Below are 21,156 nucleotides of genomic sequence, written 5' to 3'. Positions count from 1 at the left end.
TCTCTTTCCATCAGCATCGATACTGGCAGCACGAAGAGGAACCGGGGGAGGGTTCGTGAGCATCGCCGAGATCTTCCGCGTCCTGGCCGGGCGTTGGTACGTGATGGTCCCGCTGACCCTGCTCAGTCTGCTGGCGGGCGGCTACCTGTACACGACCGTGCCCGTGACGTACGAGTCGCAGAGCCAGCTCGCCCTGCTCAACTCCAGCAGAGTGGCCAAGCCGGCGCCGAGTTACGGCAACACCCTGGCGTACGCGAGCGGTTCGCTGATCGGCACGGCGGACGTGCTGATCCGCGCCCTCCAGTCGCCCGAGACGGCCCGTTTACTCCAAGGCCGTGGGATCACCGACGAGTACGGCGTGGACTTCGCCGCCCAGGCGGAGGGGCCGCTGCTGACCCTGACCGTCAAGGGCGAGGACAAGGCGAAGGTCCTGGAGGAGACCCGGAAGATCACGGACTACGCCTCCGAGCAGCTCCAGGTGCTCCAGGAGCAGGCCCGGGTGCCGGAGGGCTACTACGTCAGCTCGGCGCGGATCGTGCCGCCGCAGAAGCCGGTCTCGCAGCCCAAGTCGCGCTACCAGAAGGTGGCCGCCGTCGTCGTCTTCGGCGTCACGGGCGCCTTCCTGCTGTCCTTCGTGATCGAGACCTGGGCGGCGGCCCGCCGCCGCACCCGCGGTCTGCCCGAGCTCCCGGCTCCCCCGGCGCCCCGGCCAGGCGCGGGGCGGCTGCGCACCCTGCTGACCCGGCCGCTGGACGCCACCGCCGTCCTCACCGGCTATCTGGCGCTCGCCCTGTTCCTTCCCTCGAACCTGGCACTGCCCGCCCTCGGCGGCGCCGGCACCCCGGCGAACGTCTTCGCGCTGCTCGGCCTGTTCTGGTACCTGGCGACCTGGTGCCGCGGGCGGATCGCCCCCGCGCCGGGGACCCGCACCATGCGCACGGTGATGCTGCTGCTCTCGGTCGGCGTGCTCCTGTCGTACGTCGCCAACCAGGACCGGATCAGCTCGCAGAAGGAGATACTCGCCGCGGACCGGGGGCTGATCGTGCTCCTGGTGTGGGTGTCGCTCGTGGTGCTGACCACGGCCGGGATCCAGGACCGGGCGCGGTTCGACGTGCTGATGCGGCGGCTCGTGGTGATGGGTTCGATCGTCGCCCTGCTCGGCCTGTACGACTTCTTCACCGGCACCAACATCGCCGACTCGCTGCGCATCCCCGGCCTGAACTCCAGCGTGGCGAACGTGGCGGTCCTGGACCGGGGTTCGTTCACCCGGCCGCGTTCGCTGACCGCGCACCCGCTGGAGTTCAGCGGGATGCTCGCGATCCTGCTGCCCTTCGCCATCGCCCAGGCCTTCGACCCGGTGCGGGCCTCGCTGCCCGGGTGGAAGCGCTGGGCGCCGGTGGTGCTGCTCGGCGGCGGGCTGCCCCTGACCGTGTCGCGGACCTCGATCATCGGTCTGCTGGTGGTCGTCCTGATCATGGTGCCGCGGTGGAAGCCGCAGCGGCGGTGGACGGCGATCGGCATCCTGTTCGGCGCGGTGGCGGTGTTCAAGGTCCTGGTGCCGGGCCTCATCGGCACCATCACCACCCTCTTCTCGGGCAGCCTCAACAACGCGGACAGCAGCACCCAGGCCCGCACCATCAAGTACCCGAAGATCGCCGAGTACTTCGCCCAGGACCCGGTCTTCGGCCGGGGCTTCGGCACCTTCACGCCCGAGCGGTACTTCTTCACCGACAACCAGTACCTGCTGACCCTGGCGGAGCTGGGCGCGCTCGGCGTCCTCGTCCTGCTGGTCCTGGGTCTCACCGGGGTGCACAACGGCGGCGCGATCCGGCGGCTGGCCCGGAGCGAGGCGGACCGGGAGCTCGGCCAGGCCTTCTTCGCCTCCGCGCTGGTCGCCCTGGTGATCAGCGCCACCTTCGACACCCTGAGCTTCCCCATGTTCGCCGGCGTCTTCTTCCTGCTCCTCGGCGCGGGAGGCAGCTGCCTCGGATTCGTCCGGCGCGAGGCGGAGCCGGCCCCGAAGGCCGAGCCCGTACCGCGCCCGCGCACGCCCGACCCGACCCACCTCGTGGAGATCTGATGCACCGACAGCAGCAGGGGGCGGGGCCGGTCGCCGTCCTCGTCGTGACCTGGAACAGCGCCGAGGTGCTGCCCGGCTTCCTGGAGTCGCTGCCGGCCGGGATGGCGGGCCTGGACTGGCGGCTCGTCGTCGCCGACAACGCCTCCTCGGACGACACGGTCGCCGTGGTCCGGAAGTACGCCCCGGAGGCCACCGTCGTCGAGACGGGCCGCAACGGCGGCTACGCCTTCGGGATCAACGCGGGCCTGCGCGCCGCGGCCTCCTGGGAGGGCGGCTTCGGCCCGGTGCTGATCTGCAACCCGGACGTCCGCATGGACGAGGGCTGCGCGGCGACCCTGATCGGGGCGCTGGGCGAGCCGCTGCCGGACGGCGGCCGGGTCGGCGTCAGCGTGCCCCTGCTGCACGAGGAGGACGGGTCGCTCATCCACTCGCTGCGCCGCGAGTCCAGCGTGACCCGGGCGCTCGGCGAGGCCGTGCTGGGCAACCGCAGGGCCGGGCGCTTCCCCCGCTGGAGCGAGCTGGTCACGGCACCGTCCGCGTACACCGGGCGGACCGGGGCGGACTGGGCGACCGGGGCGCTGCTCGCGCTGTCCCGGGAGTGCGTGGCGGCCTGCGGGCCGTGGGACGAGTCGTTCTTCCTCTACTCGGAGGAGACGGAGTACTGCCTGCGCGCCGGCGACCTCGGACTGCGCACGCGCCTGGAGCCGCGGGCCCGGGCCACCCACCTGGGCGGCGACTCCCGGGTCTCGCCCCGGCTGTGGTCGCTGCTGGTGGTGAACCGGGTGCGCCTGTTCCGGCGCCGTCACGGCCTGCCGGCGACGGTGGCGTTCCGTTCGGCGGTCCTGCTGCGGGAGGCGTCCCGGGCGGCGCTCGGCCGGGAGCCGGCCCGGGCGGCGGTGCGCGCCCTGCTCGGCGCGCCCCGCTCCCCTCACCAGGACGTGTAGAAGCTGCCCGGGTTGACCAGGTAGCGCACGGTGGGCCGGGCGAGGTGCGCCACCCGGCGGCCGCGGCTGTAGCGGCGGATCAGCTCCCAGTCCTCCCGGGGCAGCACCTCGGGGGTGCGCCGCAGGCGGCTGAAGCGCAGGGCCGGGACGCGGCGGGCGACGAAGGCGTTGGTGTCGAGGAACGCCTCGTGGGCGGACCTGCGCCGGTCGAACGGCACCGACAGGACGTCCATGTCGGTGCCGTCCGGCCGTACCCTGCGCAGCGCCGTGTACACGCCGTCGGGTCCGCCGGGGGCGGTCAGGGCGCCGAGCGCCTCCGCGAGGTGCTCGGGTTCCCAGAGGTTGTCGTCGTCGAGGAACGCGACGTACCGCGAGGCGGTCAGCCGGATGCCCACGTTGCGGACCACTCCGGCGACGCCGGTGTTCCGGCTCAGCGAGACCGCGAACAGGCGTGGGTCATCCGGGAGTTCGGGCAGGCCCGCGCCGTCGTCCACCACGATGACGACCTGGTCGCGGACCGACTGGTCCAGGGCCGAGCGGACGGCCCGCAGCAGCGCCTCGGGCCGTCGGTGGGTGGCGATGACCGTGGCGACCCGGGCCGTGGGGCGCCGGCCGAGGACCCGGGCGAGCCGGGCGGTCTCGGCGTCCTCGAAGCGGCGCAGCCGGACGGCACTCGGCGCGAGCAGGACCTTGTTGCGGAGCTCGTACAGGACCAGCCACCCGAAGAGCCGTTTCAGCAGCTCCCACGGCCCCCTGAGGACCCGGCGCATCAGACCCGGGTACGGACGGCCGTCAGCGACTTCGTGAGCCCCGCCACCCGCTCGCTGAGGATCACGGAGCGGGGGAAGAGGTAGCTCATCTCGGCGCGGGTGAGCAGCTCGATGTTGATGACCGCGTCCATGCCCTCCTCGGGCGTGGCGGGGCGGCTGTGGGTGAGCGGCCAGTGCCGGACCAGCTTGGCCTGGGCGGCCAGCGGCAGGAACTGGAAGCCGGGGGCGAGGAAGTGCGGCTCCACCGGGAAGTAGCGGTAGGGCGTCTGGACCCAGTGCAGCGGGGCGAGTTGCTCGATCGCGGAGACGAAGCGGCGGCGCTGACTGGGACCGCCGACGTGCTCGATGGTGGAGTTGGAGACCACCAGGTCGAACTCCCCCAGTTTGGCCGGGATCTCGGGGTCGGTGACGTCGGCGATCTCGGCGGTGATCCAGTCGGGCAGTTCGGTGGGGTGCGCCTCCAGGTTCACCAGGTGGACCTGGAGCGGGCGGTGCGGGGAACGCTGCCAGTTCTCGGCGGTGCCCCCCAGGTCCACCACCCTCATCTTCTCGATCTGCGGGAAACACCTGCGGAATCGCTCCCAGCGGGCCGCGCGGAATCGTTCGCCGAGCGAGTCGGGCGCGTCGACGAATCGATTGCGGAGGGCACGGGTGCGCGACATCGCATCAACCACCTGGAGTTCGGAGTTCGGGCCCGCTCTAAGGAGTCGGGGGACGCGATCAACGGTAGTGGTGGATGGGGTGATTTATCAGGCGGATGCCCGGAACGCGGCCTCGCACTTTCCTTGATCGTCAGGACGGGTCGGCGGGGACGACGGGGGTGCCGTCGGCCATCCGGTTGCCGCGCCAGACGTTGCCGTTGCCGGCGGCGTTCCAGTAGGCCACGGCGCCGTACTTGCCGCCCGCCGGGAAGAACTCGGGCGAGAAGACGTTGTCGGTGACCTCGATGCCACTGGAGTCCTTGCCGCCCGCGTAGAGCGCGTAGGCGCCGCCGGCCAGCCAGTTACGGTCGACCACGGTGTGGGTCACCGGAGCGGAGTCGGCGAACAGGCCGACGGCGGCGGAGGCGCCCTGGTCGACCGGGGTCGCGTTGATCAGGGTGTTGTGCCGGATGATCAGCTTGCCCTGGCCGCCGCCGTTGCTGATCACGGCGTTGGTGTGCTGCCACTCCCCGTCGAGGTTCTTGTACGGGACGATGCCGTGCACGTAGTTGTCGTGCAGGTTGCCCTGCCCCATGGAGAGGGCGTCGCCGAAGCCGGAGATGTCGCAGTGGCCGACCTCGACCGAGCTGGTGCTCATGTTGGAGACGGCGTAGTCCGAGCCGCCGTTGTTGGGGCCCTTGCCGGGGACGGCGGTGATCGTGGTGTGCAGGATCCGCAGCCCCGAGAAGCCCGGACGCAGGTTGATCCCCCACCAGTTGGTGGAGGTGACGCGGCTGTCGATCACGGTCACGTTGTTGGCGTAGATGTCGAGCGAGCCGGTGATGTCCCAGCCCCGGATGACCGTGCCGTCGGTGCGGATGCTGGCGTTGCCGGTGCTCTGCGGGGTGAGGGTGGCGACCCGCGGACCGGTGCTGGCCGCGTCGGGGTAGCCGCAGGCCCCGGGGTTCGCGCAGCCCCTGCGGGCGGGCGGCTTGGCGTCCCGGAGGCCCGGGGACCGGGAGAGGCTGGAGGACGGGACGGGGCCCGGGGACCCGGACGGGCTCGCGGACGGGGCGGGACTCGCGGACGGGTCCGGCTCCGCCGACCGGGACGGTCCGCCGCCGCCCTCGGCGGGGGCGGTGATGGCGCGGGGGTCGCAGAGCGCCGCGCCGCCCAGGCAGACCGAGGTGCCGCCGAGGCCGGTGAAGGTGATCAGGGCGAAGAGCAGGACGGCGCAGAGCAGCACCGCTCCGAGGAGCTTGCGGCGGCCGGTACGGGACGAAAGCTTGTGGCGGCCGGTGCGGGCCAGGGGACTCACCTCATCGTTCACGTGCCGGGGTGGCCGGCTGCTTCTGCGCCGGTACGGCGGGCGCGGCGCTCTCTTGCTGCCCGGCCGGGCCCCGGCCGAACCGCGCGAGCGCGCCGCGCACCAGTGTGCGGGCGGGCAGGACGCACAGCGCGTAGCACACGAGTCCGATGACACACGTGGCGGACAGGGCCCACAGCCCCTCCCCCAGCTCCCGGCGCAGCAGCACCAGGACGCCCGCCATCAGCGCGCCGCCGAGCACCGGCCGGACGCAGACCCGGACGACGGCACGGGTGGCGATCCCGCCGCGGCGCAGCGCCAGCAGGAAGGCCGGCAGGACGACGACACCCGCGACCAGGACGTGGCCCGCGGCGACCGTCTCGATGCCCCCGGCGCGGGCGGCCAGCACCAGCACGGGGACCAGGGTGACCAGCCACAGCCCCTGGATGACCAGGAGCGAGCGGCGCCGGCCGATGGCGACCAGACAGTCGTAGGTGAGCTCGGCGGCGATCCGGGCGAGGCCGAGGGCCATCAGCCAGGGCAGTGCCTGGGCGGCGGGCAGCCACGTGGCGCCGTAGACGACCTCGACGGCGGGACCGGCGAGCGCGCCGAGCAGGACGCAGGCCGGGACGGTGGCGCTCATCAGGATGCCCAGGGCGCGGCCGAAGCCCTCGGAGAGGGCCTTGGGGTCGTCGGCGAGCCGGGAGAAGCCGGCGAAGGAGACCCGGCGGGCGGTCTCGGAGATGACCCGTACGGGCCAGCCGGCCATGTTGAAGGCGAGCATGTAGAAGCCGAGTGAGACGTTGCCGAGGACCGCGCCGACGATCATGGCGTCCGCGTTGACGACGGCCAGCGCGAGCATGCTGGCGCCCGCGAGCGGCAGGCCGAACCGGAGCAGCGCCCTGGCCTGTGCCGGGTCCCAGCCGAAGCGGAGCATGCCGGGGGCGGCGAGGGCGCAGCCGACGAGGGCGACGACGTTGCCCGCGACGGCGCCGCAGGCGAAGCTCATGGCGCCCCAGCCGTGCAGGGCGAGGGCCAGGGTGACCGAGGTGCTGACGACGAAGTTGAGCGCGTCGATGATCATCCGGCGGCCCTGGGCGAACTCGCGGGTGAGGACGCCCGCGGGGACCTGGGAGAGGCCGTCGAGCACGAGGCAGACGCACATCACCCGCAGCACCGCGGTGGCCTCGTGGGAGCCGAGCAGTCCGGCGACGGCGGGCGCGGCGGCGAACAGGCTGAGATAGAGCAGGCCGCTGGAGACCGCGCTCAGGGTGAGGACGGTCGGCGCGAACCGGCGTACGTCCCCCTCCCAGCGCACGATGGCCAGCGAGACGCCGAGTTCGTTGGCGGAGAGCAGGACCATCAGGACGGTCTGGGCGACGCCGTACACGCCCCAGGCGGCCGGGTCGAGGACGTAGCGGACGAGCACGATGCCGGTGGCGAAGTTGCCGAGCCGCATGACCATCGTGTTGATGAGGCTCCACCGGGTCGCCGAGCGGACCTTGGTCCCCAGGGTCGCCTGGTCGCCGGGGGCAGCGGGCGCGGCGGGCGCGGTTTCCATCGGGAGGGGGCTCCTCGTCACTTCACCCAGGACGGCGGGCGTTTGGCGGGGCGGTGCTCGGCGGGGGCGGGCTGGATGGGCAGCTGCATGGTGGGCTGGTCGAGGGGCTGGGCGGCGGACCGCCCGGCCGACACCTCGGGGTCGACGAGCGGTCCGGACCCGGCGTGCTCCTCGGGCGCGGAGGGACCCGCCGGCTCCCTGGACTCCGTGATCCGTGGGGCCTGCGCGGTCTGCGGGGCCTGCGCGGTCTGCCCGGCCTCGGTCTGGCGGTGCTTCGCCGGGGCGTCGCGACGGCGGCGGGCCTCCACGAAGAAGGTGGCGACGAGGCTGAGGACGAAGCCGAGTCCGGCGGCCATGATCAGGTACTGGACCTTGGACTTCAGCTTGGCCTGGGGCTCCTGCGGCGGCACGATCGTGGTCAGCCGGATCATGGAGTCCGGCTCGACCTTCTGGTCGGCCTGCAGTTCCTTCAGCCGCTGCGCGGTGTACGCCATGAGCGTCTTGTTCGCCGTGAGGACCGCGTCCGGGTCGTCACCGGTGACGGTGAGCCAGAGCAGCGGTCCCTGCGCGTTGTCCGCGATCTTCGCCTCGTACTTCTCGGTGAGCCCCTTCTCCTTCAGGTCGGCGACCGACTCGTCGGAGTTCACGTTGCGGGCGAGGCTGTCGGCCATGCCCGTGAGCGAGGGCTCCATGCTCAGGAAGGGGTTGCCGTCGGCCGCAGCCCCCTTGCGGGAGTTGAGCAGCGCGACGGTGCTCTGCGACTCGTACGAGGTGGGGACGAACAACCACGCCCCCACGGTCAGGCCGGCCGTGAGCAGCAGCCCGGGCACGAGGACGTACCACCGCCGGCACATGACCCGGAAGATCTCTGCGAGGTCCATGGCGTTCCCCCCTGCGCCCCCGATGTGGCGGCTGCTCAACTGCCGTACCGCTCATGAGGATAGGTGGGATCGCGACAGGTTGTGAGCCCTTCGCGATCACCACGTGTGCGGTCAACGCCGGTCGGTGGGACGGGGGCGGTTGCCCGCCGTCCCTCCTTCCAGCAGGACCCGGGCGATCCGGTCCCCCGCGTGTCCGTCCCACAGGGCGGGGCGGCGGGGCGGCGGCGGGTTCTCCAGGAGGCGTACGGCGGTGGCCAGAATCCGCTGTGGGTCGCGGCCGGCGAGGACGTTGGTGCCCTCGTCGACCGTGATGGGGCGCTCGGTGTTGTCCCGCAGGGTCACACAGGGCACGCCGAGCGCGGTGGTCTCCTCCTGGACGCCGCCGGAGTCGGTGAGGACGATCCGGGCGCCGGCCTGGAGGGCGATGAAGTCGAGGTATCCGGCCGGCGGGACCAGCCGGATGCCGCCGGGCACGCCGAGCGCGTTCAGCCGCTCGGCCGCCCTGGGGTGCACGGGCAGCACGAGCGGGCAGTGCGCGGCGACCTCGCCGAGTCCCTTGAGCAGCCCGGCGAGGATCTCGGGGTCGTCCACGTTGGCCGGCCGGTGCAGGGTGACCAGGCCGTACGCGCCGGGGGTGACGCCGTGGCGGGCGAGGGCGTCGGTGGCGAGGGCGCGCTCGCGGTTGGCGAACAGCGTGTCGATCATGACGTTGCCGACGACGTGGATCTGGTCGTCGTGGTAGCCCTCGGCGCGCAGGTTCACGGCCGCGTCGTCCGAGGGGGCGAGGAGGTAGTCGCTGATCCGGTCGGTGGCGACCCGGTTGACCTCCTCGGGCATCGACCAGTCTCGGCTGCGCAGCCCCGCCTCCACGTGGGCGAGGAGCGGGCCGGCCTTGGCGGTGACCAGGGCGCAGGCCAGGGTGGAGTTGACGTCGCCGACCACCACGACGAGGTCCGGGGCGAGTTCGGTGACGAGCGGTTCGAACTCGGCCATCACCCGCCCCGTCTGCACGGCGTGGCTGCCGGAGCCGACGCCGAGGAAGCGGTCGGGCGGGCGCAGTCCGAGGTCGCGGAAGAAGACGTCGTTCATGGCCGGGTCGTAGTGCTGTCCGGTGTGGACCAGGAGCACCTCGGCGCCCCGGGCCTCCAGGGCGTCCATCACCGGTTTGATCTTCATGTAGTTGGGGCGCGCGCCGGCGACGCAGACCACCCTCTTGACGTGCCTGTCGTGCGTGCTGTGCGTGCCGTGCGTGTCCTGCATTCCCCGCGGTCCCTGCGTTCCGTTCGTGAGGTGGTCCGTGATGCCCGTGGTGCTCGTGTCGGCCATGCGGTTCAGAGCACCTCGATCCTGGATCCGCTCAGCCGGCTCCGGCAGTCGAGCACGTAGTCGGCGTGGGCCTCGACGAGCTCGTAGTCGAAGGCGTCGTGGTCGGTGATGAGCACGACGGCGTCGGCGGCCTCCAGCTCCTCCTTGCTGAGCTCGACCCGGACGAGCCGGTTGTCGACCCGGTGGCCCTCGACGACGTGCGGGTCGGCGGCGCGGACCTCCGCGCCCATGTCGAGCAGGAGCTGGGAGATGCGCAGCGCGGGCGACTCGCGGGCGTCGCCGGTGTTCTTCTTGTAGGCGAGGCCGAGCAGCAGGATCCGCGAGCCGTTGACCGCGCGCTTGCGCGTGTTGAAGGCGTTGACGAGGCGCCGGGTCACGTAGTCCGGCATATGGTTGTTGATGTCGTTGGCGAGTTCGACGAAGCGGAAGCTGGTGCCGAGTTCGCGCTGCACGTGCCAGGAGAGGTACGAGGGGTCGATGGGCAGGCAGTGGCCGCCGACGCCGGGTCCGGGGGTGAAGCGCATGAAGCCGAAGGGCTTGCTGGAGGCGGCGTCGATGGCCTGCCACACATCGATGTCGAGGTGCCGGGCGAACATGGCTATCTCGTTGACCAGCGCGATGTTGACGTGCCGGAAGGTGTTCTCCAGCAGCTTGGCGAGTTCGGCCTCCTTGGGCGAGCTCACCGGCACCGTGGTCTCGACGAGTCCTTCGTAGAACTTGCGGACCGCCTTGAGGGAGGCCTTGTCCACGCCGGAGACCACCTTGGGGGTCTGCTCGAAGCCCCAGACCGGGTTGCCCGGGTCGATGCGTTCGGGGCTGTAGCCGAGGTGGAAGTCGGCTCCGGCGACGAGCCCCGAGCCCTCTTCGAGGAGCGGTCCGAACAGCTCCTGGGTGGTGCCGGGGTAGGTGGTCGACTCCAGGATGACGGTGGCGCCGGGGCGCAGGTAGCGGGCGAGGTCCCGGGCCGACTCCTCGATGTAGCGGAGGTCGGGGGTGCCCTCGTGCAGCGGGGTCGGGACGGTGACGACGGCGACGTCGAAGCCGCCGCAGTCGCGCACGGCGTCGCTCGCCCGGTAGGTGCCGGCCTCCAGGGCCGCCTTGAGGCGCTCGGAGGTGACGTCCTCGACGTACGACTCGCCCGCGGCGAGGCTCTTGACCCGCTCGGTGTCCACGTCGTAGCCGATCACCTCGTGACCGGTCTCGGCGGCACGGATGGCGAGCGGCAGGCCGACATAGCCCTGTCCAACCACGACGACGCGCATCATGACTCCCTGCTGGCGGTGGTGACCGGGGTGACCTGGGTGATCAAGGGGCGGGGGCGGATCAGTTCCCGGCCCGTCATCAGGGCGAAGGAGATGTTGGTGGTGAGGTAGCGGCGGCCCAGCCTGCGCGGCTCCTGGAGTGCGCGGTAGAGCCATTCGAAGCCGAGCCGCTGCCAGCGTTCGGGGGCGCGGCGGGTGACTCCGGCGAGGACGTCGAAGGAGCCGCCGACGCCGTGCACGAGCGCCACCTTGCTCCGCTCGCCGTAACCGGCGGTGAAGATCTCCTTCTTGGGGGAGGTCATGCCGAGGAACAGCATGTGCGCGCCGCTCTCGGCGATCGCGTCGGCGATGGCCGGCTGGTCGGCGTCGTCGAAGTAGCCGTGCCGGCTGCCTGCGACGCGCAGGCCGGGGAAGCGGACGGCGACCCGGCGGACCATCTCGTCCAGGACCGGCTGCTTGGCGCCGAGGAGGTAGACGGAGAGTCCGGCGGTCTCGGCCTCGCCGAGCAGCCGGGTGAACAGGTCGATGCCGGCGACGCGTTCGGGCAGCGGGCGGCGCAGCAGGCGGCCGGCCCAGACGACCGCCTGCCCGTCGGCGAGGACGAGGTCGCAGCCGGAGACGGCCTGGGCGAGGGCGGGATCGCGCCACATGTTGACCAGCTTGGCGGCGTTCACCACGCCGATCTCCAGGCGCTCGCCGGCCCGTACGGCGGCGAGGCAGCGGGTGACGGTCTCGTCCATGGTGAGCGCGTCGATCCGTACACCGAACAGGGTCTGACGCTTCGTCACGTTCTGGGGGCGCGGGTCGGAGGTCATCTCGCGATCCCTCCCAGCCAGGCGAAGAGCATCCAGCCGAACTCGTACGGGCGGCACTCGCGGTCCACCGCGGTGGGCCGGAACACCCCGTCGAGCGGGGCGAGCCGGAGGCCGGGGGCGACCCGGGTGGTCAGCCCTCGGGCGGCGCGCACGGCCTTCTTCGGGTCGCCGCGGTACACCTTGCGCCAGGTGACGCCGAGTTCGTCCAGGATCATCGGCTCGGACGCGCCGGCCGAGGCGAGTTCGGGCACCTCGGTCATCCAGCGCAGGCCCTTGCGGATCGGCTCGCCGAAGTCGGTGCCGCCGGCCTCGGCCAGGTCGAGGAGGGCGGTCGGGGCCATGGCGTGCTGGTGCACGCTGTAGACCGGGTAGCCCTCGACGACGGTGCCGCGGCGGGCGTCGTAGTGCCACCACCACTGGCCGCCGTCGCCCTGGAGGGCGCAGATGCGGGTGGCGCAGGCGTCGGCGGCGGCCAGCGCCTCCGGGTCGTCGCCGCTCGCGTGGGCGCGGGCCAGCGCCTGCAGCGGGTAGGTCTGGTCGGCGAAGCACCCGATGTGCGCGCGGTACCAGGGGTTGAGGCCGGGTCCGGTGGCGTGCGGGAAGAGCGGGCTGGTGCCGATCCGGGCGCGGAGCAGCCGGTCGCGGGCGCTCTTCAGCCGGTCCTCGACGTCGAGCGTGCCGCGGGCGGCGGCGAGCGCGGAGAGCACCCAGGCGGCCTCGACGGTGTACTGGGGGCGGCCGGGCTCGTCCAGGGCGGCGACCCGGTCGAGGGCGTCGGACAGCTTGGGATGGCCGGTCTCTGCGGCGGCCCAGGCGATCAGGGCCGCGTCGCCGAGGTTGCGCACCCCGGGGAGCCGCTCGACCAGTTCGCCGGCGAACTCCTCGGCGGTGTGGCCGCCGAGGACGGTCCGCTGCCGGTCGAGGGGCAGGAAGCGGGCGCCGAGCGTGGTGATGGCGGCGTAGCGGATGCTGGTGCCGCGCTGTTCGAGACGGACGGTGCCGTCGTCGGCGCGGTGGCCGGCCCGGGTGAAGACGAAGCCGGTCCCCTCCGGCAGGAGCATGGCGGGGAGTCCCCGCTCGGCCACCGCGAGCAGACGGGTGGCGAGGTCATGGAGCGGCCGGTCCGCTCTCGCGAGCCCGGTCATCCGTGAACTGCTTGGACTGTCGGGTGTGTTGGCAGGACGATCGGACACACCCACCCCCCTCGGGTCGGTTCGGATCAGGGCGCTGATCCGGATCGGCTGGCTTGTGGCGCGCTTGCGGAGTTGCGCGGGTGCGCTCGGTGGTGGTGTGGGCGGACCTGCGCTCGCGCACGACGGATGCGCGGCACCCTGGCGGATTGCCGCAACGGCACGTCGGCGCGTGCGATCTCTACTCGGCGGCTCCCCAGCCGCGACGAACATGACGACGAGAACAGGCGGCCTCGAAGCGACGGAGCTTCGGCCTCCTGGTGGAACCCCCCACGACACCCCCAGCGCACAGCGCGAACGTTGTGCTCAACTCGCAGCGTACAACGGGAAGATAGGCCCACAACACGGTGTCGATGAGGCCTTTCGAGGAATTGGTCGCAAGCAGTCGCTAAGCCGCACCGATCCCGCCTAACTCCCGGGCCGGCAGCGGTTACAGTGGGCGCGCGATCACCCGCTCACGCCGGTTGGGGTCCCTCACTGTGTATCTGGCCGACCGTTCCGCACCGCAGGGGGCGACCTCCGCGCAGGACCGCCTGCGCGGTACGGCCCGGGCGGTCTCCCCGACCGTGCTGGCACTCGGCACGGTCAGCCTGGTCACCGACGTCTCCACGGAGATGGTCACGGCGGTGCTGCCGCTGTACCTCGTCATGGGGCTCGGGCTCAGCCCGCTCGGCTTCGGCATGCTCGACGGGGTGCAGAACGGGGTGAGCGCCCTGGTCCAGCTCACCGGCGGCCATCTGGCCGACCGGGTGCGCGACCACAAGCTGATCGCGGGCATCGGGTACGGCCTGTCGGCGCTGGTGAAGCCGCTGCTCCTGGTCCACCACCTCGGCGCGCTGGGCGTCGCCCTGGCCCTGGACCGCACCGGCAAGGGCCTGCGGACGGCGCCGCGCGACGCGCTGATCTCGCTGTCGGTGCCGCCGGAGCGGCAGGGCCGGGCCTTCGGTCTGCACCGGGCGATGGACACCACGGGGGCACTGCTCGGGCCGATCGCCGCGTTCCTGATCCTGGGCGTGGCGGCGGGCGGTTACGACGCGGTGTTCGCGGTCAGCGGCTGTGTGGCGGCACTCGGGGTGCTGGTCCTGCTCCTCTTCGTACCGAGCGGAAAGAACGCCCCCTCGGCCGGAAGGAGCGCCCCCGAGGCCGGAGAGGACTCCCCCGCGGCCGGGGCCGCTCCCGAGGAACGGCCGGATCTGCGGGCCGCGTTCGGCCTGTTGCGGGGCCGCCGGCTGCGGGTCCTGTTCGGCTGTGCCGTGCTGCTCGGCCTGACCACCGTGAGCGACGCGTTCCTCTATCTGCTGCTGCAACGCCGTACGGGGGTGGCGGAGCAGCTGTTCCCGCTGCTCCCGCTCGGCACGGCCGCGGTCTTCCTGCTGCTGGCGGTGCCCGCCGGGCGGCTGGCGGACCGGATCGGGCGCCGGACGGTGTTCCTCGCCGGACACGCCGGACTGCTCCTCGGCTACGCGCTGCTGCTCTGGGCGCCCGCCGTCCCGGCCCTGCCGTACCTGGTGCTCGCGCTGCACGGCGCGTTCTACGCCGCCACCGACGGCGTGCTGCCCGCGGCCGTCGCCGCGGTGGTGCCGGAGCGGCTGCGGGCCAGCGGCATCGCCCTGGTCGGCACCGGACAGGCGTCGGCCCGCTTCTGCTGCTCCCTGGCCTTCGGCGCCGTGTGGGCCGCGTGGGGCGACGGCCCCGCGCTCGCCTCGGCCGCCGTCGGCCTCGCCTGCTGCGCCACGATCGCCGGTGTCGCGCTGCGCCCGGCGGGAGAACCACGATCGACGGGAGTTCCGCGATGACCCTCACCCCGCTGCGCCGTCTGCTGATCCTCGCCACCGGGGTGCTGGTGCTCGTCGGCGTCGGTGCCTGGTCGGTGCTGTCGGCCGCCGACCGGGCGGCCGAGGAGAACAAGCCCCGGGCGGGCGGGCCGCTGTTCGCGGACGGGAAGGTGAGCCTCACCGAGCCGGACCGGCTGGTCTTCCGCAACATGGCGCGGGGCCCGCGGCGCGACCGGCTCGTCTCCGTCCCGGCCGGCACCGCCGCCGGGGCGACCCGTACCGCCTCGGACGTCTCCTGCCTGCGCTTCCACGCGGCGGCCGGCACCGGGGTCTGCCTCCAGGCCACCACCGCCCTGGGCCGGCCCGCGTACCGGGCGCAGATCCTCGACTCCGGCCTGCGCACCCTGAGGAGCTACCCGCTGGCGGGCATCCCGAGCCGCGCCCGGGTCTCGCCCAGCGGCCGGCTGGCCGCCTGGACGGTGTTCGTGAAGGGCGAGTCGTACGGCACCGCGTTCTTCTCCACCCGGACCTCGGTCCTGGACACGCGTGGCTGGAAACTGTCGGCGAACCTGGAGGAGTTCGCGATCACGCTGAACGGCGGGCCGTACCGCAACAGCGACGTCAACTTCTGGGGCGTCACCTTCGCCTCCGACGACGACACCTTCTACGCCACCATGAGCACCCGCGAGAAGACGTACCTCGTCCGCGGTTCGCTCGCCGGCCGCAGCGTCACCAGCCTGGCGGAGAACGTCGAGTGCCCCTCGCTCTCCCCGGACGGGACCCGCGTGGCGTACAAGAAGCGGGTGCTCGGCACGGCGGCCCTGTGGCGCGAGCACGTCATGGACCTGCGCACCATGAGGTCGACCGCGCTCGCGGAGCGCCGCAGCGTCGACGACCAGGCCGCCTGGCTCGACGACCGCACCCTCGCCTACGCGCTGCCCGCCGAGGGCCGCACGGGCGTCGACGACGTGTGGACCGTGCCGGCGGACGGCACCGGCGCCCCCCGGATCCTGCTGACGGACGCGCAGGCACCGCCGCGCGCCACGAAGTGAGCCGCACGGCGCAGTGAGCCGCCCCGCCGTCCGCTACGGATACGTCCGTACGTCGTCGGTGTACTCGCGCGCCCGCTCCCGCACGAGCTCCGGCAGGGTCCCCTGGACCAGGTCGGCGAGGGTCGTGCCCTCCAGGACCTGGCGCAGGCTCGCCCGTACCGCCCGCCACACGTCCGGCATGGGCGCGGCGGCGCCCTGGTACTCCAGCCCCGTCAGTTTCAGGTCGCGGACGCTGACGAGGGGCCCGTCCATCGCGCGGATGACGTCGGCGACAGTGATCTCCCCGGGCGGGCGGGTCAGCGCGTAACCGCCGTCGGGGCCGCGCACGCTGGAGACCAGCCGGGCCTGGCGCAGGTCGCTGAGCACGACGAAGAGAAAGCGGACGGGGATGTCCTGGCGTCCGGCGATGTCCTCGGCCTTGAGCGGCCGGTCCTGGTCGCCGGCCAGCTCCGCCATGGCCCGGATGGCGTAGTCCGTTCGTGCTGAGATCCTCACGCACTCAATGTCTCACGCCCGGCCGAAGGACGGCCGCCGACCGGCCACGGGACCCGCCGCGGGACCGGCCGCCGTCCGTCAACGGCACGCCCACGGGAGCGGGTTGTCCGGAAGCAGCATTGCGACTCCACTTTGTTCATCGACATAGTGAACTTCACCCGCGCAGTGCCCGCCCGACCCGGAGGTGCCCGAAGTGTCCGTGGTGTCCGCTCCCTCGCCCGAGTCCCCCGTGCCCACCGCGTCCGGGCGCACCCGCCCCACCGTCGCGGTCGTCGGCGCGGGCGCGGCCGGCGCGCTCGTCGCCGTCCAGCTGTGCGAGGCCGCGGCCCGGCGGCGCACCCCCCTCGACCTGGTCCTGATCGACCCGGCGGCGGAGGCGGGGCGGGGCGTCGCGTACTCCACGGAGGTCCCCGAGCACCGCCTCAACGTGCCGGTCGGCGGCATGAGCTGCTACCCGGACGACCCCGGCCACTTCCGCCGCTGGCTCTGCCGGCACGGCGAATCCACCGTGACCGCCGCCGACTTCGCCTCCCGCTACCGCTACGGCTCGTACCTGGCCGACACCCTGGGCCGGGCGATCATCACCGCACACGGCACCGTCTCCGTGCGGCGCCTGCGCACCCGTGCCACCGGCTGCGCCGAGCTCCCCGGCGGACGGGTCGAGCTGCGGCTCGCGGACGGCGGGACGGTGACGGCGGACAGTGTGGTCCTCGCCACCGGTCCGGCGGCGGGCCGCTCGGACTGGGCCCCGGAGGAGCTGCGCGGCTCCGAGCGCTTCATCGCCCGCCCCTGGGCGCCGGGCGCGCTGGACGCCGTGGGCGCCTCCGACGACGTGCTCCTCGTCGGCACCGGGCTCACCGCCGTCGACCTCGCCCTCGTCCTCGACCGGCCCGGCCGCACCGTGCACGCCGTCTCCCGCACCGGCCTGCTGCCGCAGCCGCACGCCCTCACCCCGCTGCAGGCCGTGCTGCCGCCCCGTGACCTCGCCGTGCTGCCCTTCGCCCGGCTCCGTCGCGAGGTGCTGCGGTACGTGGCCGAGACCCGCCGCACGCACGGCGACTGGCGGCCCGCCTTCGACGGCCTCCGGCCCTGGATCGCGCAGCTGTGGCAGGGGCTCACGGACGACGAGCGGGCGGAGTTCCTGGGCCGCGACGCCACCCCCTGGAACGTGCACCGGCACCGGATGGCCCCGTCCACCGCCGAGACCGTCACCCGGGCGCGCGCCGCCCGCAGGCTGCGGATCCACGCCGGCCGGATCGCCTCCGCCGCGCCCCACGAGGACGGCGGCCTCACCGTCTCCCTCGCCGACGGCGGCACCCTGCCGGTGGCCTGGGTGGTGGACTGTACGGGGCCAGGACTGCGGGCCGACTCCGGCGGCGACCCGCTGTGGACCGGGCTCCTCGGCGACGGCCTCGCCGTCCCCGGGCCGCTGGGCATCGGGGTGGCCACCGACGCGGGCCGCCTCCTCGACGCGGCGGGGCGCGCGGAGCGCCCGCTGTTCACGCTGGGCGCGCCCCGGCGCGGCGAGTTGTGGGAGACGACCGCGATCCCGGAGATCCGCACCCAGGCCAAGGAGATCGCCGAGGCCGTCCTCGCCCCCTTCGCCGGTGCCCCGCGCCCGGTCCGCCGCAGGCCCACCGACCAGTTCGGGCTGCCGCTGTCCACGCACGCCGCCGCAGCGGCCTCGTTCCGGGGCGGCCTCGGCCGGGTGATCACCGTACGGGCGAAGGCGGCGGAGGCGTTCGCGCGCGCCACCGAGCTGGACCCCGGCTTCGCCCTCGGACACGCGGCGCTGGCCCTGCTCGGGCACGAGTGCGGCGCCGAGGTCGACGTGGCCAGGGAACTCGCGGACGCCCAGCGCAGCGTGCGGGAGCGCGGGGACGAACGGGAGCGCTCGTTCGTGGAGATGGTCACCCGCCGGATCGAGACCCGGCCGACGGCGGCGGACGGCCCGGACGCCGGCGACCAGGCCCTCGTCGCCCATCTGGACCGCTTCCCCGGCGACGCGTTCGCGCTGGCCGTCGCGGTGCCCACCATCGCCTTCTCCGGCATCGGGGACATCGACGGTTCGCTGGCCAGGCGCCTGGTGGAGGGCACCGCGGGCGCGTACGACGGGCACTGGTTCCACACCTCGCTGCTGTCCTTCGTACGGCAGGAGCAGGGCCGGATCGACGAGGCCGGGGAGCTCGCGCGGGCGGCCCTCGCGGCGGAGCCCGCCTCGGGCCACGCCGTGCACGCCCTCGCCCACGTCCACTACGAGTCGGGCGACCACGCCGCCGGCCGGGACTGGCTCGACGGCTGGATCGGCGCCCAGGGGCGCGGCGCCGTGCACCGGGCGCACTTCTCCTGGCACGTGGGCCTGCACGAACTCGCCCTCGACGACGCCGCGGCGGTGCGCCGCCGCTGGTACGCGCAGCTCGCCCCGGGCCAGGTGAACGGCGTGCGGGCGCTCGTCGACTCCGGCTCGCTCCTGTGGCGGGCCCGGATGGCGCAGAGCTGGAGCGGCCGGGTGCCGGTCGACGGCGTGCTCGACGCGGTCGCCCGCGAGCTGGTCGAGCGCCCCTCGACCGCCTTCACCGCCCTGCACGGCGCCTTCGCCCTCACCGCCGCCGGCGACCTGGCCGCGCTCCGTCGGTTGCGGACGCACGCGGCGGGCGCCGACCAGGTGCAGCGCGAGGTCGTCGTCCCGCTGTGCAGCGCCCTGGAGGCCGTCCTGGAGGAGGAGTGGAACACGGCGGCCCGGGGGCTGCGCGCGCTGCTGCCCTCGCTGCGCCGGGTGGGCGGCAGCGCGGCCCAGCGCGAGGTCGTCGAGGAGACGCTGCTGTACGCCCTGGTGGAGGCGGGTCACCGGGACACCGCACGCGACCTCCTGGAGCGGCGCCTCGACCGGCGTGCCTCGCCGCTCGACCGGCGCAGGCTGGCCGGCCTGGGCGCCTGACACCTGGTCTGGGCGCCTGACTCCCGTCCTGGGCGCCTGACACCAGGTCGGCCGTCGTCCGCCGCGCCCATGATCGCCGCGCCTATGATCGAGTCCTCCGCCGGACCGCGCGAAGACGTCGAAGAGACCGACGGGGCCGGCGCAGGGACGGAGGAGCACGCCCATGGCGGACCAGCGGGTGTACCTGGTGACCGGCGGCGGGACGGGCATCGGCGCCGCCACCGCGCGCCTGCTGCGCGAGGCGGGTCACCACGTGGTGGTCTCCGGCCGCCGCCCCGAACCCCTGCGGCTCGTGGCGGCGGAGTCGGGGGCGCTGCCCGTCCCCTCCGACATCACCGATCCGGAGGGCGTCCGCGCCCTCGTCGAGACGGCCGTCGGCACGTACGGCCGGCTCGACGGGCTCGTGCTCAACGCCGGTATCGGGCGCGGCGGAAGCGTGGGCTCGGTGACCGTCGAGGACTGGGAGTCGGTCATGCTGACCAACCTCACCGGTCCCTTCCACCTGCTGCGGGCGGCCCTGCCGCACCTCCTCGACGCGCGCGGCGCGGTCGTCGCGGTCGCCTCGGTCTCCGCGCTGCGCAATGGCGTCGGCAACGCCGCCTACGCCACGTCCAAGGCGGCGCTCCTCCAGCTCTGCCGCTCGCTCGCGGTCGACTACGGCCCGGCGGGCCTGCGGGCCAACACGGTGTGCCCGAGCTGGGTGCGCACCGACATGGCGGACCGGCGCATGAGCCGCTTCGCGGAGGAGGCGCGGCTCGGGGCGGGCGGGACCGAGGCGGCGTACGAGGAGGTCACCCGGCCGCTGCCGGCCGGGCGTCCGGCCGAACCGCGCGAGGTCGCCGAGGCCGTCGCCTGGCTCCTCTCCCCCGCCGCCTCCTTCGTGAACGGGGCGACGCTCACGGTCGACGGCGGCGCGACCGCCCTGGACCCGGGCACCCTGGCGTTCGACTTCCGCATCGAGCCGAGGGCGGGCCGGGAGCCGGGCGCCTGACGCGCTCCCTTCGAGCTCCCCCGGAGCTCCCCGCGCGCCTCACACCCTGACCTGCCTCACGGTCCGTGACCGATAGGCTCCGTGGTGTGATGCTCACGCGCGTGCCGGCGTTCGTTCAGCGGCGCCTGTTGGGACTGATGCTGGGCTGCTACGTGCTGGCGGCGGTGTGCCCGGGCCCCGGGGAGGCGTGGCGCGGGCTGGGTGTCCCCCTCCCCGGCGGGTCCACCCGGATCACCCTGCCGATGGCGCTGCTGGCCCTGATGGTGTTCAACGCCGGTCTCGGCGTGCGCCTCGCCGACCTGCGGGCCGTGGCCCGGCGCCCGGCGCGGCCCCTGCTCGGGGTCGCCGCCAACGCCCTGCTGCCGCTGGTGGTCCTGCCGGTCGCCGCCCTCGTCCTGGCCCTGTGGCCCGACGCCGGGGAGGCGGAGGGCCTGCTCGTCGGGCTGATGCTGGTGCTGGCCATGCCGATCGCCGGCGGCGCCGCCTCCTGGGCCCAGAACACGGGCGGCAACCTGCCCCTGTCCGTCGCCACGGTCGTCGGCTCGACCCTGCTCAGCCCGCTCACCGTCCCCGCCACCCTCTATGTGGCGGGGCGGGTCGTCGGCCCCGCCGGCATCGGCGCGCTCGACGACACGGCCACCCTCGACGGCCTCGCGCGCGGCGGCGCCGGACCCTTCGCGGTCGTGGCCGTGGTCCTGCCGTGCCTGGCCGGGATGGGCGCCCGGGTCGTGCTCGGCGAGCGGGTGGTGGGCCGCGCGCTGCCGGCCGTCAAGGCGCTGAACCTGCTGAACACCCTGCTGCTCTGCTACCTCAACGCGAGCGGCGCCCTGGGCCGGGCGCTGGCCCACCCCGACCCGGACCTCCTCGTCGTGGCGCCGGTCGCCGCCGCCGCGGTGTGCTTCCTCGCCTTCCGCTGCGGCCGGTGGGCCTCGGCCCGGACCCGCTGCGACCGGCCGGACACGATCTCCCTCACGCTGGCCACCGGCATGAACAACAGCAGCGCCGCGGCGGCGCTCGCCGCCACCTGCTTCTCCCAACGCCCCCAGGTGCTGCTGCCGATCCTCGCGTACAGCCTGTTCCAGAAGGTCGCGGCCCAGGCGGCGGCCCGACCGCACAGGCCGTAGCGGCC

General features: G+C 73.7%; 17 protein-coding genes. 7 read left to right on the top strand and 10 right to left on the bottom strand.

Annotated features, from left to right (window positions below):
* The first annotated feature begins 55 nt into the window (after positions 1–55).
* Positions 56–2,080, top strand: a complete 2,025-nt coding sequence (locus AB0Q96_RS13105; protein ID WP_365324649.1) for an O-antigen ligase family protein — start codon at positions 56–58, stop codon at positions 2,078–2,080.
* The gene (locus AB0Q96_RS13100) at positions 2,080–3,024 is read left to right on the top strand and encodes a glycosyltransferase family 2 protein (protein WP_365324647.1); all 945 of its coding nucleotides are present in this window, start codon (positions 2,080–2,082) and stop codon (positions 3,022–3,024) included. The genes AB0Q96_RS13105 and AB0Q96_RS13100 overlap by 1 nt, the downstream gene beginning before the upstream one ends.
* Here the strand turns inward: AB0Q96_RS13100 and AB0Q96_RS13095 are convergent.
* The 9 genes from AB0Q96_RS13095 to AB0Q96_RS13055 all read right to left on the bottom strand — a co-directional run bounded on the left by AB0Q96_RS13095 (position 3,009) and on the right by AB0Q96_RS13055 (position 12,731).
* On the bottom strand, positions 3,009–3,794 hold the full coding sequence (locus AB0Q96_RS13095) for a glycosyltransferase family 2 protein (RefSeq protein ID WP_365324645.1): 786 nt from the start codon (positions 3,792–3,794) through the stop codon (positions 3,009–3,011). The two genes, AB0Q96_RS13100 and AB0Q96_RS13095, sit on opposite strands and share 16 nt — an antisense overlap.
* A complete protein-coding gene (locus AB0Q96_RS13090) occupies positions 3,794–4,456 on the bottom strand; it encodes a class I SAM-dependent methyltransferase (protein ID WP_365324643.1) in 663 nt (220 codons plus the stop codon). Before AB0Q96_RS13090 ends, AB0Q96_RS13095 begins: the two co-directional genes overlap by 1 nt.
* 130 nt (positions 4,457–4,586) lie before the next feature.
* Complete coding sequence (locus AB0Q96_RS13085) at positions 4,587–5,753, bottom strand: hypothetical protein (RefSeq protein WP_365324642.1); 1,167 nt, start codon at positions 5,751–5,753, stop codon at positions 4,587–4,589.
* Between the two features lies 1 nt (position 5,754).
* Complete coding sequence (locus tag AB0Q96_RS13080; protein ID WP_365324640.1) at positions 5,755–7,302, bottom strand: oligosaccharide flippase family protein; 1,548 nt, start codon at positions 7,300–7,302, stop codon at positions 5,755–5,757.
* A 17-nt stretch (positions 7,303–7,319) separates the two neighbouring features.
* On the bottom strand, positions 7,320–8,183 hold the full coding sequence (locus AB0Q96_RS13075; RefSeq protein ID WP_365324638.1) for a chain length determinant protein: 864 nt from the start codon (positions 8,181–8,183) through the stop codon (positions 7,320–7,322).
* A gap of 111 nt (positions 8,184–8,294) precedes the next feature.
* The gene (gene wecB / locus AB0Q96_RS13070; RefSeq protein WP_365324636.1) at positions 8,295–9,443 is read right to left on the bottom strand and encodes a UDP-N-acetylglucosamine 2-epimerase (non-hydrolyzing); all 1,149 of its coding nucleotides are present in this window, start codon (positions 9,441–9,443) and stop codon (positions 8,295–8,297) included.
* A gap of 71 nt (positions 9,444–9,514) precedes the next feature.
* Complete coding sequence (locus AB0Q96_RS13065; protein ID WP_365324755.1) at positions 9,515–10,771, bottom strand: nucleotide sugar dehydrogenase; 1,257 nt, start codon at positions 10,769–10,771, stop codon at positions 9,515–9,517.
* Positions 10,771–11,586, bottom strand: a complete 816-nt coding sequence (locus tag AB0Q96_RS13060) for a WecB/TagA/CpsF family glycosyltransferase (protein ID WP_365324634.1) — start codon at positions 11,584–11,586, stop codon at positions 10,771–10,773. The genes AB0Q96_RS13065 and AB0Q96_RS13060 overlap by 1 nt, the downstream gene beginning before the upstream one ends.
* Positions 11,583–12,731 (bottom strand): hypothetical protein, encoded by a 1,149-nt coding sequence (locus AB0Q96_RS13055; protein WP_365324632.1) that lies wholly within the window; start codon positions 12,729–12,731, stop codon positions 11,583–11,585. The genes AB0Q96_RS13060 and AB0Q96_RS13055 overlap by 4 nt, the downstream gene beginning before the upstream one ends.
* Before the next feature lie 524 nt (positions 12,732–13,255).
* Here AB0Q96_RS13055 and AB0Q96_RS13050 point away from each other — a divergent pair.
* Positions 13,256–14,572: an MFS transporter gene (locus AB0Q96_RS13050; RefSeq protein WP_365324630.1), complete on the top strand. Its 1,317-nt coding sequence runs from the start codon at positions 13,256–13,258 to the stop codon at positions 14,570–14,572.
* Positions 14,569–15,603, top strand: a complete 1,035-nt coding sequence (locus tag AB0Q96_RS13045; RefSeq protein ID WP_365324629.1) for a TolB-like translocation protein — start codon at positions 14,569–14,571, stop codon at positions 15,601–15,603. Before AB0Q96_RS13050 ends, AB0Q96_RS13045 begins: the two co-directional genes overlap by 4 nt.
* Before the next feature lie 33 nt (positions 15,604–15,636).
* On the opposite strand, the gene AB0Q96_RS13040 is transcribed toward AB0Q96_RS13045, so the two are convergent.
* Entirely contained in the window at positions 15,637–16,098 is a 462-nt protein-coding gene (locus AB0Q96_RS13040; RefSeq protein WP_365324627.1) for an Rrf2 family transcriptional regulator, read from the bottom strand.
* Between the two features lie 202 nt (positions 16,099–16,300).
* Here AB0Q96_RS13040 and AB0Q96_RS13035 point away from each other — a divergent pair, with 202 nt between their 5' ends.
* The 3 genes from AB0Q96_RS13035 to AB0Q96_RS13025 all read left to right on the top strand — a co-directional run bounded on the left by AB0Q96_RS13035 (position 16,301) and on the right by AB0Q96_RS13025 (position 21,151).
* On the top strand, positions 16,301–19,036 hold the full coding sequence (locus AB0Q96_RS13035) for an FAD/NAD(P)-binding protein (protein WP_365324753.1): 2,736 nt from the start codon (positions 16,301–16,303) through the stop codon (positions 19,034–19,036).
* Positions 19,037–19,199: 163 nt separating this feature from the next.
* Positions 19,200–20,027, top strand: a complete 828-nt coding sequence (locus tag AB0Q96_RS13030) for an SDR family oxidoreductase (protein WP_365324625.1) — start codon at positions 19,200–19,202, stop codon at positions 20,025–20,027.
* Positions 20,028–20,128: 101 nt separating this feature from the next.
* On the top strand, positions 20,129–21,151 hold the full coding sequence (locus tag AB0Q96_RS13025) for a bile acid:sodium symporter (protein ID WP_365324623.1): 1,023 nt from the start codon (positions 20,129–20,131) through the stop codon (positions 21,149–21,151).
* Positions 21,152–21,156 lie beyond the last annotated feature (5 nt).

It is taken from the genome of Streptomyces sp. NPDC093111 (assembly GCF_040683955.1).
GTDB lineage: Bacteria > Actinomycetota > Actinomycetes > Streptomycetales > Streptomycetaceae > Streptomyces.
The sequence above is the reverse complement of the archived record's forward strand: the minus strand, read 5'-3'. Positions and strand labels throughout refer to the sequence as shown.

Coding starts and splice junctions, on each gene's coding strand:
- AB0Q96_RS13100 (WP_365324647.1), top strand. CDS start 2,080: ATGCACCGACAGCAGCAGGGGGCGGGGCCGGTCGCCGTCCTCGTCGTG.
- AB0Q96_RS13095 (WP_365324645.1), bottom strand. CDS start 3,794: ATGCGCCGGGTCCTCAGGGGGCCGTGGGAGCTGCTGAAACGGCTCTTC.
- AB0Q96_RS13090 (WP_365324643.1), bottom strand. CDS start 4,456: ATGTCGCGCACCCGTGCCCTCCGCAATCGATTCGTCGACGCGCCCGAC.
- AB0Q96_RS13080 (WP_365324640.1), bottom strand. CDS start 7,302: ATGGAAACCGCGCCCGCCGCGCCCGCTGCCCCCGGCGACCAGGCGACC.
- AB0Q96_RS13075 (WP_365324638.1), bottom strand. CDS start 8,183: ATGGACCTCGCAGAGATCTTCCGGGTCATGTGCCGGCGGTGGTACGTC.
- wecB (WP_365324636.1), bottom strand. CDS start 9,443: ATGCAGGACACGCACGGCACGCACAGCACGCACGACAGGCACGTCAAG.
- AB0Q96_RS13065 (WP_365324755.1), bottom strand. CDS start 10,771: ATGCGCGTCGTCGTGGTTGGACAGGGCTATGTCGGCCTGCCGCTCGCC.
- AB0Q96_RS13060 (WP_365324634.1), bottom strand. CDS start 11,586: ATGACCTCCGACCCGCGCCCCCAGAACGTGACGAAGCGTCAGACCCTG.
- AB0Q96_RS13055 (WP_365324632.1), bottom strand. CDS start 12,731: ATGACCGGGCTCGCGAGAGCGGACCGGCCGCTCCATGACCTCGCCACC.
- AB0Q96_RS13045 (WP_365324629.1), top strand. CDS start 14,569: ATGACCCTCACCCCGCTGCGCCGTCTGCTGATCCTCGCCACCGGGGTG.
- AB0Q96_RS13030 (WP_365324625.1), top strand. CDS start 19,200: ATGGCGGACCAGCGGGTGTACCTGGTGACCGGCGGCGGGACGGGCATC.